The organism is Hymenobacter nivis, assembly GCF_003149515.1.
Taxonomy (GTDB): Bacteria; Bacteroidota; Bacteroidia; order Cytophagales; family Hymenobacteraceae; genus Hymenobacter; species Hymenobacter nivis.
Genome location: NZ_CP029145.1, coordinates 4,117,315 through 4,130,374, shown reverse-complemented (window position 1 = coordinate 4,130,374; position 13,060 = coordinate 4,117,315). Strand labels below are relative to the sequence as shown.

At 62.8% G+C, this 13,060-nt stretch carries 12 protein-coding genes; 9 read left to right on the top strand and 3 right to left on the bottom strand.

Going from position 1 to position 13,060, the window contains the following annotated elements; all coding sequences use genetic code 11:
* Nucleotides 1-32: 32 nt before the first annotated feature.
* Complete coding sequence (locus DDQ68_RS18345; protein WP_109657605.1) at nucleotides 33-1,793, bottom strand: AMP-dependent synthetase/ligase; 1,761 nt, start codon at nucleotides 1,791-1,793, stop codon at nucleotides 33-35.
* A 165-nt stretch (nucleotides 1,794-1,958) separates the two neighbouring features.
* Here DDQ68_RS18345 and DDQ68_RS18340 point away from each other — a divergent pair, with 165 nt between their 5' ends.
* The 6 genes from DDQ68_RS18340 (at nucleotide 1,959) to DDQ68_RS18315 (ending at nucleotide 8,516) form a co-directional block, all read left to right on the top strand.
* Nucleotides 1,959-3,119: a formimidoylglutamase gene (locus DDQ68_RS18340; protein WP_109657604.1), complete on the top strand. Its 1,161-nt coding sequence runs from the start codon at nucleotides 1,959-1,961 to the stop codon at nucleotides 3,117-3,119.
* Between the two features lie 98 nt (nucleotides 3,120-3,217).
* Nucleotides 3,218-5,311 (top strand): phosphate acetyltransferase, encoded by a 2,094-nt coding sequence (gene pta, locus DDQ68_RS18335; protein ID WP_109657603.1) that lies wholly within the window; start codon nucleotides 3,218-3,220, stop codon nucleotides 5,309-5,311.
* Nucleotides 5,312-5,477: 166 nt separating this feature from the next.
* Nucleotides 5,478-6,671, top strand: a complete 1,194-nt coding sequence (locus tag DDQ68_RS18330; protein WP_109657602.1) for an acetate/propionate family kinase — start codon at nucleotides 5,478-5,480, stop codon at nucleotides 6,669-6,671.
* 106 nt (nucleotides 6,672-6,777) lie between these two features.
* The gene (locus tag DDQ68_RS18325) at nucleotides 6,778-7,011 is read left to right on the top strand and encodes a cytochrome b5 domain-containing protein (RefSeq protein ID WP_109657601.1); all 234 of its coding nucleotides are present in this window, start codon (nucleotides 6,778-6,780) and stop codon (nucleotides 7,009-7,011) included.
* A 12-nt stretch (nucleotides 7,012-7,023) separates the two neighbouring features.
* Nucleotides 7,024-7,827 (top strand): N-acetylmuramic acid 6-phosphate etherase, encoded by an 804-nt coding sequence (gene murQ, locus DDQ68_RS18320; RefSeq protein WP_109657600.1) that lies wholly within the window; start codon nucleotides 7,024-7,026, stop codon nucleotides 7,825-7,827.
* A 122-nt stretch (nucleotides 7,828-7,949) separates the two neighbouring features.
* Nucleotides 7,950-8,516 (top strand): hypothetical protein, encoded by a 567-nt coding sequence (locus DDQ68_RS18315; protein WP_109657599.1) that lies wholly within the window; start codon nucleotides 7,950-7,952, stop codon nucleotides 8,514-8,516.
* Nucleotides 8,517-8,589: 73 nt separating this feature from the next.
* Here DDQ68_RS18315 and hemH read toward each other — a convergent pair whose 3' ends face one another.
* The gene (hemH, locus tag DDQ68_RS18310) at nucleotides 8,590-9,624 is read right to left on the bottom strand and encodes a ferrochelatase (RefSeq protein WP_109657598.1); all 1,035 of its coding nucleotides are present in this window, start codon (nucleotides 9,622-9,624) and stop codon (nucleotides 8,590-8,592) included.
* 218 nt (nucleotides 9,625-9,842) lie between these two features.
* Here hemH and era point away from each other — a divergent pair, with 218 nt between their 5' ends.
* The 3 genes from era to DDQ68_RS18295 all read left to right on the top strand — a co-directional run bounded on the left by era (nucleotide 9,843) and on the right by DDQ68_RS18295 (nucleotide 12,610).
* Nucleotides 9,843-10,739: a GTPase Era gene (gene era, locus DDQ68_RS18305; protein WP_109657597.1), complete on the top strand. Its 897-nt coding sequence runs from the start codon at nucleotides 9,843-9,845 to the stop codon at nucleotides 10,737-10,739.
* A 166-nt stretch (nucleotides 10,740-10,905) separates the two neighbouring features.
* Nucleotides 10,906-12,228 carry a ribosome biogenesis GTPase Der gene (gene der / locus DDQ68_RS18300; RefSeq protein ID WP_109657596.1) on the top strand — a complete coding sequence of 441 codons (1,323 nt, stop codon included), beginning with the start codon at nucleotides 10,906-10,908 and terminating at the stop codon, nucleotides 12,226-12,228.
* Nucleotides 12,229-12,346: 118 nt separating this feature from the next.
* Nucleotides 12,347-12,610, top strand: coding sequence for a hypothetical protein (locus DDQ68_RS18295; RefSeq protein ID WP_109657595.1), 264 nt, complete (start codon nucleotides 12,347-12,349; stop codon nucleotides 12,608-12,610).
* A 75-nt stretch (nucleotides 12,611-12,685) separates the two neighbouring features.
* Here the strand turns inward: DDQ68_RS18295 and DDQ68_RS18290 are convergent, their stop codons facing one another.
* The gene (locus DDQ68_RS18290) at nucleotides 12,686-13,054 is read right to left on the bottom strand and encodes a PRC-barrel domain-containing protein (RefSeq protein ID WP_109657594.1); all 369 of its coding nucleotides are present in this window, start codon (nucleotides 13,052-13,054) and stop codon (nucleotides 12,686-12,688) included.
* Nucleotides 13,055-13,060 lie beyond the last annotated feature (6 nt).

The following is a 13,060-nucleotide window of genomic DNA, read 5'->3' as shown; positions in this document are numbered from 1 at the left end:
AAGCCAAGGCAGGCCCGTTGGCGGCGGCCCGCCTAAAATAGCCCCTCGATGAGGTCCTTGTTTTTTTCGGTGATGACCTTACGCTTCACCTTCATGGTGGGCGTCATTTCGCCGGTTTCCACGGTCCACAGCTCGGGCAGCAGCGCAATTTTTTTCACTTGCTCCCACTGCGCGAAGCTCTTGTTGCAATTAGCAACCAGCCCGTTGTAAAGCTTCACCACTCGTTCGTTCCGCACCAATTCTTCGTTGGAAGCGTCGGAGACGCCATGGCGCTTGCACCAGGCCTTCAGGTCGGGGAATGAGGGAATGACCAGCGCGGCGGCATACTTTTTATTGGCCCCCACCACCATCGCCTGCTCGATGAGCGGCTCTTCTTTGAGCTTGCCCTCAATGACTTGCGGGGCGATGTACTTGCCGCCACTGGTTTTGAACATCTCCTTTTTGCGGTCGGTAATCTTCAAAAACCGCCCGTTTATTAATTCACCAATGTCGCCGGTGTGCAGCCAGCCGTCGGCGTCGATGGTTTCGGCCGTGAGCTCGGGCTTGTTGTAGTAGCCCTTCATCACGGAGGCCGAGCGGGTCAGGATTTCGCCGTCGGGCGCAATTTTCACCTCCATGTTGTTGATGAGGGGCCCCACGGTGCCGATCATGTTGTTCTCGCGCTCGTAGCCGTTCACGGCAATCACGGGCGAGGTTTCGGTGAGGCCGTAGCCCTCCATTACGCGGATGCCAGCGGCCCAGAACACCCGCGCCAGCCGTGGTTGCAGGGCCCCGCCGCCGCTCACAATGCAGCGCAGGTTACCGCCCAGCGCCTCGCGCCACTTGCTGAATATGAGCTTATTGGCTACTGCCAGCTCGGTGTTGTACACGAAGCCCTGGTCTTTCTGGGTATCGTATTTCAGGCCCAGGTTCAGGGCCCAAAAGAAAAGCTTGTGCTTGAGGCCGGTTTGCTCGTGGCCCTTGGACACGATGCGGTCGAACACCTTTTCGAGCAGGCGCGGCACGGTGGTGAAGATTTCGGGCTTCACTTCGCGCAGGTTTTCGGCCACGGTTTCCAGGCTTTCGGCGTAGTAGATGCTCACGCCGCTCATCATGTAGATGTACGTAACCATGCGCTCGAAAATGTGGCACAACGGCAGAAAGCTCAGCGCCTTATCCTGGGGCCCTACGGGCACAAACTGCTTGGAATTGCGACAGTTGCTCAGGAGATTGTCGTGGCTCAGCATCACGCCTTTGGGCTGGCCGGTGGTGCCGCTGGTGTAGATGAGCGTGAGCAGGTCGTCGGGCTCCACGGCGGCTTTCAGAGGCTCCAGGTCGGCGGGGTTACCTTGCTGGCCTAGCGCCAGCAGCTCGCTGAAGTGGCGGGCCCCGTCGACCTTATCAAAAGTGAACACGTTTTCGGCCGGGATGGCCAGGCCTGCGGTAGCCTCCTGCACTTTGTGGAACAGCTTGGCGTCGGACACAAACACGGCCTTTACGCCAGCATCGGTGAAGATGTATTTGTAGTCTTCGACCGTAATACTGGGGTACATGGGCACGCTGATGGCCCCGATTTGGGCGATGCCGAAGTCGGCCAGCAGCCACTCGGGCCGGTTCATGCTGATGAGCGCCACTTTATCGCCGCGCTGCAAGCCCAGGGCCCGCAGGCCGAGGCTCACCAGGTTGGCCTGGTTCTGCACCTGCTGGGTGCTGAGGGGCGACCACTGGCCGTTGATTTTGGCGGCCAGCGCGTCGGTTTTGGCAAACTCGGCGAGTTGGTAGGGTAGGATATCGAAAGAGCGGCGGACGTCCATCAGCGGGTGGGATAAGGCTTAAGCGAAATGAAATTGCGGATAAATAAACGAGCTTTTTTGGCGATGGGCCCCCGGTTGGCTTTGCGCTGCGCAGGGGCCCCGTTTTAAATTGCCCCGGCCGCCGCGGGAGCGTGTAATTTTACGGCCCTTGCTTTTGGTATTTTCATGAACCTGGCCCTGTTTTTTGACCCGCTCGCCGACGACGAGCCCACGGCCACCCCAACCCCGCCCACCGCGCTGGCGGCCTACGCCACGCGCTTCACCGAGGCGTTTCCGGACTGGCGCGGGGCCGACCTGGCCATTCTCGGCCTCGACGAGTGGCGCGGTGCCGCCGCCGGGGCCCCACCGGCCGGCTACCACGGCGCCAACCGCGTGCGCGAGCGGTTTTACCAGCTCCAGAAAGGCACCGGGGCCCTGCGGCTCGTCGATTTGGGCAACCTGCGCCCCGGCCTCAGCTTGGAGGACACCTACCAGCGGCTGCGCGAAATTGTGGCCGCGCTGCTCGAAGCCAACACGGTGCCCGTGCTGCTGGGCGGCTCGCACGACCTCGATTACGGCCAGTTTATGGCCTACGAAACCCAGGAGCGCCCGGTGAGCTTCGCCATCGTGGATGCCCGGCCCGACATGGCCGAGCCGGGGCCCGCCACGCCGGCCGAAACCAGCCACCTGCGCCGCCTGCTGGTGCACGAGCCCAACTACGTGTTCAGCCTGGCCCACCTGGGGCACCAGCAGTACCTCACGCCGCCCGAAGTGCTGCTGGCCCTCGACAAAATGCACTTTGACATGATGAGCGTGGGGGCCATCCGCACCGACCGGCGGCAGGCCGAGCCGCTGGTGCGCCAGGCCGATTTCCTGAGCATCGACTTGGCCGCACTGCGCTGGACCGACGCGCCCGGCTACGCCCCGGCCAACCCCTTCGGCCTCAGCGCCAACGACGCCACCCAGCTGTGCTGGTACGCCGGGCACAGCGAGCAGCTTTCGTCGCTGGGCCTCTACGGCTACCGGCCCGAGCACGACCCCCACGGCCTGGCCGCCGCCACGCTGGCCACCATGCTCTGGTACTTCGTGGAAGGCTTTTACCACCGCCGGCCCGAAACGGGCTTCGGCACGTTCCGCTTCCTTACTTATACCGTGGTGTTGCCCGGCAACCCCGATAAGCTGGTGTTTTACAAGTCGCGCCGCGCCGACAAGTGGTGGATGGAAGTGGAAAGCCTCGGCGACAGCGCCGTGAAGCGCGTGGTGCCGTGCTCGTACGAGGACTACCTCCACGCCTCGCAGGGCGACCTGCCCGAGCGCTGGATTCGGTTGCAGGCGCTGCTGGGGTAGGGATTTGGCCCGCCTCCCCCCCCGGCCCCAAGGGGGTCCCGTGAGGCCCCCCCCATTGAACAGCCAACGCCAGCCCCTGCTGCTGCGTTAGCTTACCCATGACCAAAGCCGTTTTCATTGCCGCCGCCGAGCCCTACAGCGGCAAGTCCATCGTTGCGCTGGGACTGGTGAACCTACTGCTCGGGCAGGCCCGCCGGGTAGGCTACTTCAAGCCCATTATCGACAACGACCCGGTGGAGCGCCTCGACTCGCACCTGGACGTGATGATGCGCCATTTTAAGCTGCCGCTGGCCGTGGCCGACACCTACGCCTATACGCGGCCCGAGGCCCTGCGGCTGATGGAGGCCGGCGCAGAGGGGGCCATGATTGACGCCATCATCCGCAAGTTCAAGCGCTGGGAGGACGACTACGACTTCACGGTGGTGGAAGGCAGCGACTTTTTGGGGCCCGGTACGGCCTTCGAGTTCGACGCCAACGTGTCGATTGCCAAGAACCTGGGCGTGCCGGTCATCCTGGTGGTGTCGGGCGAGGGCAAGAGCACGGCCCAGCTGATCAGCGCGGTGCTCACGCTGCTGCACAACTTCGAGGCCCGCGAGGTACCGGTGCTGCTGGCCGTGGCCAACCGCGTGCCGCCCGCCCTGGCCGCCGAGGTGGGGGCCCTGCTCCGCGGCCAGCTGCCGGCCGGAGTGCTGCTGGCCGTCATTCCCGAAGATGCCGACCTGCTGCACCCCACCATGCGCGAAATCCAGGCCGGGCTGGGCGGGCAGCTGCTGTTCGGCGCGGTGGGCCTCGACAACCAGGTGGACAACTACATTATCGGGGCCATGCAGGTGCCCAACTTCCTCAACTACCTCACCGACAACGTACTGATTGTGACGCCCGCCGACCGCGGCGACATCATCATCTGCGCCCTGCAGGCCCACCAGTCGGCCAACTACCCGCGCGTGGCGGGCATCGTGCTCACGGCCCGCGGCGAGCCCGACGCGGCCGTGGTGCGCCTGCTCGACGGGCTGCCGGGCGTAGTGCCCATCCTGGCCGTGGACACCGGCACATTTGCCACGACCACCCGCGTGGGGGCCATCCGCTCGCGCATCACGCCCGATAATCCGAAGAAGATTCAGCTGGCTATCAGCACCTTCGAGCGGTACGTGGACGTGCGGGCCCTGGAAGAAAAACTGGCCGGCTTCCAGTCGGTGGGCCTCACGCCGCACATGTTCCAGTACCGGCTGCTGCAATGGGCCAAGCGCCAGCGCCGCCACATCGTGCTGCCCGAGGGCAACGACGACCGAGTGCTGCGGGCCGCCGCGCTGCTGCTCCAGCAGGACATCGTGGACCTGACCATCCTGGGCAACCCCGCCGACGTGGCCGCCGCTGCCAAACGCCTGGGCATCAGCTTACCCGCTGGGCATTTGAACATCATCGACCCGGTGGAATCGGCATACTATGCCGACTACGTGGAGACATTTTACGAGCTGCGCAAGGACAAGGGCGTGAACCACGACATGGCCCGCGACCTGCTGCGCGACGTGTCGTACTTCGGCTCGATGATGGTGTACCGGGGCCACGCCGACGGCATGGTGTCGGGGGCGGTGCACACCACGCAGCACACGATTCGGCCGGCGTTGCAGCTTATTAAGACCAAGCCGGGCGTGTCGGTGGTATCGTCGGTGTTTTTCATGTGCCTGCCCGACCGGGTGGCCGTGTTCGGCGACTGCGCCGTGAACCCCAACCCCACCGCCGAGCAGCTGGCCGAAATTGCCATTTCCTCGGCCGACAGCAGCCGGGCGTTCGGCATCGAGCCGCGGGTGGCGATGCTCTCGTACTCTTCGGGCACCTCGGGCGCGGGGGCCGATGTGGAGAAGGTGCGCCGGGCCACCGAGCTGGTGCGCCAGCTGCGGCCCGAGCTGAAGGTAGAGGGCCCCATCCAGTACGACGCGGCCGTGGACCCGCTGGTGGGCCGTCAGAAACTGCCCGACTCCGAAGTGGCCGGCCAGGCCAGCGTCTTCATCTTTCCCGACCTGAACACCGGCAACAACACCTACAAAGCCGTGCAGCGCGAAACCGGGGCCCTGGCCATCGGCCCGGTGCTGCAAGGCCTGAATAAGCCCGTGAACGACCTAAGCCGCGGCTGCACCGTGGACGACATATTTAACACGGTGGTGATTACGGCGATTCAGAGCCAGCAGAGTTGAACGGTGTTTGGCCCATTTAGGTCGTCATGCTGAACACAGTGAAGCATCTCTATCGCTGAGTAACCATGATTACTGATGCGGTAGAGATGCTTCACTGCGTTCAGCATAACGACCTAAATACGTTCATAATAACGTTCTGTTTATTGCCTCACCACCTCCTTCCCGTATGAACATTTTCGTCGTCAATTCCGGTAGCAGTTCCATTAAGTACCAGTTGTTCAACTGGCCCGATGAGCAGCCGCTGTGCAGCGGACTGGTGGAGCGCATCGGCTCGGCGCAGGCCGAAATCACGCACCGGGTATTTGGCGCGGGGGCCCCGGCAGAGGCGCTGCGCCGCACGCTGGCCGTGCCCGACTACGAGGCCGGCCTGCGCGAAGTGGTGCGCCTGCTAACGGACGGGCCCACCGCCGTTATCCAGGGCCCGGCGGCGGTAGACGTGGTGGGGCACCGCGTGGTGCACGGCGGCGAAACCTTCACGGGCCCCACGGTCATCACCGCGGTGGTGAAGGCTAAGATTAAGGAGCTGTTCGGGTTGGCCCCGCTGCACAACCCGGCCAACTACCAGGGCATTGAGGTGGCGGAGCGGCTGTTTCCGAGGGCCCGGCAGGTGGCGGTATTCGACACAGCGTTTCACCAGACGCTGCCGGAATACGCCTTTCGTTACGCGCTACCCACAGCGCTTTATACCGAGCAGCGCATTCGCAAGTACGGCTTCCACGGCACCAGCCACCAGTACGTAGCGGGCCGGGCGGCCGAGCATTTGAGGAATCCCGACGCCCGGCTCATCACCATCCACCTTGGCAACGGGTGCAGCATGGCGGCGGTACGCGGCGGCCGCTCCCTGGATACTAGCATGGGGTTCAGCCCACTCGCCGGCTTGGTAATGGGCACCCGCTCGGGCGACCTCGACCCCTCGGTACTGCTGCACCTGCTGGGGCCCCTGGGCTACACTACGGAGCAGGTGAGCACGCTGCTGAACAAGGGAAGCGGGATGCTGGGCCTCGCCGGCTCCAACGACATGCGCGACGTGGGGCGGGCACTGGCGGCCGGCGACGCGCGCGCCGCGCTGGCCTTGGACATCTACGCCTACCGCATCCGCCAGTACATCGGGGCCTACGCGGCGGTGCTCAACGGGCTCGATGCCCTCGTGTTCACGGCCGGGGTGGGCGAGAACGATGCCCTGGTGCGGGCCCGCGCCTGCCAGGACCTGGAGTTTTTCGGCCTGGCGCTGGATGCGGCCAGGAACGAGAACTGCACTGGGGGCCTGCGCGACATCAGCCAGCCTTCGTCGCGGGCCCGGATTCTGGTCATTCCGACCAACGAGGAGCTGGAGATTGCCCGTCAGTGCGCCACATTGTAGCGCCGCTGGCCCGTTGCGGGGTTTGCGCCGGCTGCCCGAAGACGGCCGCCCAGCGTAATTTTGGTCCCCAGCGCCGCCTCCGGCCGCCTAACTACTTTCCCCACGCATGCTCCCCGAATACACCCGCGGCCAACTGGCCCTGCGCAACGGCCAGGACCGCGACGAGATTTGGGTGGCCTACCAGGGTCGCATCTACGACGTGGGCCGCTCGCGGCTGTGGCAGCGCGGCAACCACTACGAGCACTGGGCCGGCCAGGACCTGACGCCCGAGCTCGACAAAGACGCCCCGCATAACGCCAATGTGTTCGACAATTTCCCTGTTATTGGCCTCCTGAAATAGCTTTTTGCCATGATGACCACCGAAGCGCCATCCGAATTTACCAACCTCGAAACGCTACCCACCGCCGAACTGCTGGCCGGCATGAACCGCCTCGACCAGACCGTGCCGCTGGCCGTGGCCCGGGCCCTGCCGCAGCTAGGGGCCCTGGTGGAAGCCACCGTGGCCCGGCTACAAGCCGGCGGGCGCCTCTTCTACATCGGGGCGGGCACCAGCGGGCGGCTGGGCGTGGTGGACGCCTCAGAGTGCCCGCCCACGTTCGGCGTGCCGGCCGGGCTGGTGGTGGGAATTATGGCCGGGGGCGACGGCGCCATCCGCCAGGCCGTGGAGGGCGCGGAGGATAACGCTACCCAGGCGTGGGTCGATTTGCAGGCCCACGGCGCCAATGCGAAAGACGTGCTGGTGGGCCTGGCCGCCTCGGGCCGCACACCCTACGTGATTGGGGGCCTGGAGGCAGCGCGCGCGGCGGGCCTGGCCACGGGCTGCATCGTGTGCAACGCCGGCTCGGGCGTGGCGGCGGCGGCCGAGTTTCCGGTGGAAGTCATGACGGGCCCCGAGTTCGTCACTGGCAGCACGCGCCTCAAGGCCGGCACGGCCCAGAAGCTGGCGCTCAACATGCTCACCACGGCCACGTTCATTCGCCTGGGCCGGGTGAAGGGCAATAAAATGGTGGACATGCAGCTCTCCAACGAGAAGCTGGTGGAGCGCGGCCAGCGCATGCTAATGGACGAGCTGGGCATTGCCCGGCCCGAGGCGGCCGCGCTGCTGGCCCGCTATGGCAGCGTGCGGGCCGCGCTGGGGGCCCCAGGCCCGGCCTAGGCGCGGGCCGGAACGCGGAAACGCCCGCCTGGCGTTGGGAGAAAAAGACCAAATTTCAGCCGGTCCGACTGAACCGAATGCGCCCTGGCACGTTTCTACCTTGCTTTCTACCCCGCTTTGCCATGCACACCATCGAGCCTTTCTATAACTGGATTGACCAGTATTCGGCCGCCGAAGACCCCCACTCGCCGCTCTTCGGGGCCGAGAACAGCCTGGAATTATTCACCAACAATATTTACGGCTACCTCATTCACCCGCAATGGGATAGCATGGAATCGGACACGCTGTTCCTCAAAATTCTGTTTGCGGATTATGAAGACGGCGTGGCCGTTATCGAGTTTATCGGCGAGTGGAACGACGCCATCGAGAACGACGTGATGCACCTCAAGCGCCACATCGTGGACCCGCTCGTGGCCGAGGGTATCCGCAAATTCATCCTCATCGGCGAGAACGTATTCAACTTCCATGGCGCCGAGGACGACTACTACGCCGAGTGGTTTGAGGACGTGGAGGACGGCTGGATTGCCGGCGTGAACTTCCAGGACCACGTGCAGCGCGAAATGCACCAGTATAATGTGGATAACTACGTGAATTTCGGGGGACAACTCGACGACCTGCCCTGGCGCACCCTGGAGCCGCGCCGGCTCTTTGAAATCGTAGACAGCCTGTTGCAGCGCCGCTTGAATTAGCCCAAACGAAAGGGGGCCCCACACCAGCTGTGGGGCCCCCTTCCATATTATAGCAACGGCCGGAGCCGGGGCCCTAATGCCGGCGGAGCATGTCGGCCACGGCCTCCACCCACTGCGGCTCCGAGTTCAGCGAAGGCACTAGGTGCCAGTGCTCGCCGCCGGCTTCCTCGAATAATTCCTTGAATTCTTCGCCTACTTCAATGGTCGTTTCCAAGCAGTCGGCCACGAAAGCGGGGCTAAAGGCCAGCACGTTCTTAATGCCTTTGGCGGGGAATTCCTTCAGCACCTCGTCGGTGTAGGGTTGCAGCCAGGGGTCGCGCAGGCGGCTTTGCAGGCGGCTCTGGAAGCTGACGGTGTACTGCTCGGGCCCCAGGCCCAGGCCCACCGCTATCAGGCGCGAAGTGGCGAAGCACTGAGCGCGGTAGCAGTACTGGTTCTGGTCGGTGAGCGTATCGCAGCAGCTGCCGAAGCGGCAGTAGTTGGTGGGGTCGCCTTTTTTGATATGGCGCTCCGGAATGCCGTGGTAGCTGAGTACCACGTGGTCGTAGTGCTGCTTGTCCATCTCGGCCCGGCCGCGCGCTACGATGGAGGCAATAAAGCCCGGCTCAGTTGCAAACTGACTGATGAAGCTGATGCTGGGCACAATCCACCAGTCCTTCACGAGGTCCATCACCTTTTCCTGCACCGAGCCGGTGCTTGCCGAGGCGTACTGCGGAAACAGCGGCAGCACCACGATGCGCTCCACGTTGGCGGCACGCAGCTCCTCCAGGGCCCCGGCCACGCCCGGCTTCTGGTAGCGCATCCCAAAGGCCACCACGTAGCCATCGCCCAGCGCTTCCTGCACTTTCTCTTTCAGATCGAGGCCGTGGAAGAGCAGCGGCGAGCCGCGGTCCGTCCACAGCTCCTTGTAAATCTTCGCCGACTTAGGGGCCCGGAGCGGCACCACCAGCCCCTGAAACAACGGGTAGCGGATAGCGGCCGGCATGTCCACCACGCGGCCGTCGGTGAGAAATTCGTTGAGGTAGCGGCGCACGTCGCTGGTTTCGGGCGAGTCGGGCGTGCCGAGGTTGACTAGTAGAATGCCGATGCGGCGGGCGGAGGTAGGCATTTTTTTTTAAGCTGTTAGCTGTTGGCTGGTAACAGTTAGTTTTTTGTGAAGCTAACTGCTACCGGCTGGCGGCCTGTTTTGTGGAAACTTCTCATTTAACCAAAAACGTGGCGTTTCGGCTCAGAGTTAACAGCAAAAAAAGCTAATAGCTAGCAGCTAATAGCTAATAGCTAAAGGAAGCCGTACCTTTGCGCCCTCATTATCAAATCTATCCATCTGTGAATCCCGAACTTAAGCCCCACCGGGCCGGCTTTGTAAGCATCATCGGCAAGCCCAACGTGGGCAAGTCGACGCTGATGAATGCCCTGGTGGGCGAGCGGCTCAGCATCGTCACGAGCAAGGCCCAGACCACCCGCCACCGCATCCTCGGCATCCTCAACGGGGCCGATTTTCAGCTTATCTACTCCGACACGCCCGGCATCATCCAGCCCAAATATGAGCTGCACAACGCCATGATGTCGTTCGTGTACTCGTCGCTGGAAGACGCCGACGTGGTGCTGTTCGTCACCGACATCTACGAGAAGTACGACGAGGAGCCCGTAGTGGAGCGCCTGCGCAAAATGGTGGATACGCCCATCATCCTCTTGGTCAACAAAATAGACCAGGCCGACCAGGCCTCCGTGGAAGCCAAGCTGGCCTACTGGCAGGAGCAGCTGCCCAACGCCACCGAGGTGCTGCCCATCTCGGCCCTCAACGCTTTCGGCACCGAGCGGGTGCTGGAATCGGTGCTCGAAAAGCTGCCTGTGCATCCCGAATACTACCCCAAAGACGAGCTGACCGACAAGCCGGAGCGCTTTTTCGCCGCCGAAATGGTGCGCGAAAAAATCTTCAAGCTCTACAAAAAGGAGATTCCGTACAGCTGCGAAGTCACCGTCGAGGAGTTTAAGGAGGAGGAAAACATCATCCACATCCGCGGCGTCATCTACGTGGAGCGCGCCAGCCAGAAGGGCATCGTCATCGGCAAAGGAGGCGAGGCCCTGAAGAAAGTGGGCACCTGGGCCCGCGAGGACATGGAGAAGTTTTTTAATAAAAAAGTCTTCCTCGAAATGCACGTAAAAGTGAACGAGAACTGGCGCACCGACCCCAAGGCCCTGAGCCGGTTCGGGTACCAGTAGCACGTAGGGCGTGAGGGTAGGATGGCAGGAGGTTTTATTTCACCACCCCTCCTACCCTCGTACCCGCCCGCCTTCATACCCTAAAAAAACCTCCGACCATTCTTCAATTTAATCACCCCGGGTACTGCCGAAACTGGTTGGGCCGGCGGCTGGGGCCCCCATTTTTATGAGTAATACCATCGCCATTGTGGGGCGGCCCAACGTGGGCAAATCCACCCTATTTAACCGCCTCGTGGGCCAGCGCAAGGCCATCATGGACAACGAGAGCGGCGTGACGCGCGACCGCCACTACGGCCACGGCGACTGGATCGGCAAGAACTTCGTCGTGATTGACACCGGCGGCTACGTGCACGGGTCGGACGATATTTTCGAGGGTGAAATCCGCAAGCAGGTGAAGCTGGCCATCGACGAGGCCGACGTGGTCCTGTTCATGGTGGACGCTGACGCCGGCGTCCACGGGCTCGACGAGGAGTTTGCGCAGGTGCTGCGGCCCTACCTCGGCAAGAAGCCCATATTGCTGGTGGCCAACAAGGCCGATACCAACGCCCGGGCCCACGCCAGCGGCGAGTTCTACGCCCTGGGTATGGGCGACGGCGAAATCTTCGCCATCAGCAGCGCCAACGGCCACGGCACGGGCGAGCTGCTCGACGAAGTGGTGCGCCACTTCCCGGAAGCCGGCGAGGAAGAGCCCGATTCGGGCGTGCCGAAAATTGCCGTGGTGGGCCGCCCCAACGTGGGCAAGTCCAGCTTCGTGAACCTGCTGCTGGGCACCGACCGTAGCATTGTGACCGACATTGCCGGCACCACGCGCGACGCCATTTCGACCCGCTACAACGTGTTCGGCCACGACTTCATCCTGGTGGACACGGCCGGCCTGCGCCGCAAGGCCAAGGTGAGCGAGGACATCGAGTTCTACGCTAACATGCGCAGCCTCAGGGCCCTGGAAGAGTGCGACGTGTGCGTGGTGCTCATCGACGCCACCCGCGGCATCGAATCGCAGGACGTGAACATCATTGGCCTGGCCGACAAGAACCGCAAGGGCGTCGTGATTCTGGTGAATAAGTGGGACCTGGTAGAAAACAAGGAAACGAACACCACTAAGGAGTTTGAGGAGAAGATATACTCCAAGCTGGCCCCCATTGCCTACCCGCCCATCGTATTCATCTCGGTGCTCACGAAGCAGCGCGTGCACAAGGCCATCGAAACGGCCGTGGAGGTATTCGAGAACAAGCGCCGCAAAATCCCGACCTCACAGCTCAACGACGTGATGCTGAAGGAGATTGAGCGCTATCCGCCGCCCGCCCTCAAGGGCAAGCTGGTGCGCATCAAGTACGTGACGCAGCTGCCCACGCACAACCCGGTGTTTGCCTTCTTCTGCAACCTACCGCAGTACGTGCAAGACAGCTACGCCCGCTACCTCGAGAACCGGATGCGCGAGCATTTCGACTTCAAGGGCGTGCCGATTGGCATCGTATTCCGCAAGAAATAATTTTTTCTATACAGAAGGTTACCTTTTGGGCCCCGGGGTATAAAGCGTCGAATCTGGCCTACTGGCCTGCCGCATTCATCAACGCAAAATTTCACCCTTACCTAACTTTTCTTTCAAGATGAAAAACGTACTGTTCCTCGCTCTGGCTGCTGCTTCCCTCTCGTTCACCTCGTGCGGTAGCAAGCAAGAAGCAGCCGTTAAGAAAGAAGGCGATGCCGTGGAAGCTTCGGCCGATGCCAAAGCCGCTGGCATGGAAGCCGCCGCTGATTCGACCAAAAAAGCTGGCGAAGCTACTGCCGATGCCATCAAAGACAACGCGGGCAAAATGGATGCCCCCGCTGCCGGCACCACCACGACCACCACGACCGAGGTTAAAAAATAATTTCGGTTTTTTACCGGAATTAAAAAAGGCCGCTCCCTTCCGGGAGCGGCCTTTTTTTGGGCACATTTTTTCCATCTATAGCGCCTCGCCCAGCGCCTGGTGCATGGCCGCGGCGTAGGAAGGCGTCAGCAGCTCCTCAGCATAAACAGGGTAAGCCGCCACGGCCGCGTCGGTGAGCGACGGGATGAACACGCTGCACGCTTCGGCATCGAGTACCGCCAAGCGCAACGGCAGCAGCACCCGCTTGGGCCCCGGGGCCCCAGTAAGCTGGGCGTCGAGGTAGCGCACCTGCTCAGCGTCGGCATCGACGAGCAGCTCCGACACGGTACCTAAGGCCGTGCCGGTGGCTCCGCGCACGGCCCAGCCGCGCACGTCGGGGTAGCCATCGGCCACTTCAAAATCGGGCAAATCGCGCAGGCGGCGCAAGTTGATTACGGGTTCCATACAAAG

Coding starts and splice junctions, on each gene's coding strand:
- DDQ68_RS18330 (WP_109657602.1), top strand. CDS start 5,478: ATGAACATTTTCGTCGTCAATTCCGGTAGCAGTTCCATTAAGTACCAG.
- DDQ68_RS18345 (WP_109657605.1), bottom strand. CDS start 1,793: ATGGACGTCCGCCGCTCTTTCGATATCCTACCCTACCAACTCGCCGAG.
- DDQ68_RS18290 (WP_109657594.1), bottom strand. CDS start 13,054: ATGGAACCCGTAATCAACTTGCGCCGCCTGCGCGATTTGCCCGATTTT.
- DDQ68_RS18325 (WP_109657601.1), top strand. CDS start 6,778: ATGCTCCCCGAATACACCCGCGGCCAACTGGCCCTGCGCAACGGCCAG.
- DDQ68_RS18315 (WP_109657599.1), top strand. CDS start 7,950: ATGCACACCATCGAGCCTTTCTATAACTGGATTGACCAGTATTCGGCC.
- DDQ68_RS18340 (WP_109657604.1), top strand. CDS start 1,959: ATGAACCTGGCCCTGTTTTTTGACCCGCTCGCCGACGACGAGCCCACG.
- DDQ68_RS18295 (WP_109657595.1), top strand. CDS start 12,347: ATGAAAAACGTACTGTTCCTCGCTCTGGCTGCTGCTTCCCTCTCGTTC.
- pta (WP_109657603.1), top strand. CDS start 3,218: ATGACCAAAGCCGTTTTCATTGCCGCCGCCGAGCCCTACAGCGGCAAG.
- murQ (WP_109657600.1), top strand. CDS start 7,024: ATGACCACCGAAGCGCCATCCGAATTTACCAACCTCGAAACGCTACCC.
- der (WP_109657596.1), top strand. CDS start 10,906: ATGAGTAATACCATCGCCATTGTGGGGCGGCCCAACGTGGGCAAATCC.
- hemH (WP_109657598.1), bottom strand. CDS start 9,624: ATGCCTACCTCCGCCCGCCGCATCGGCATTCTACTAGTCAACCTCGGC.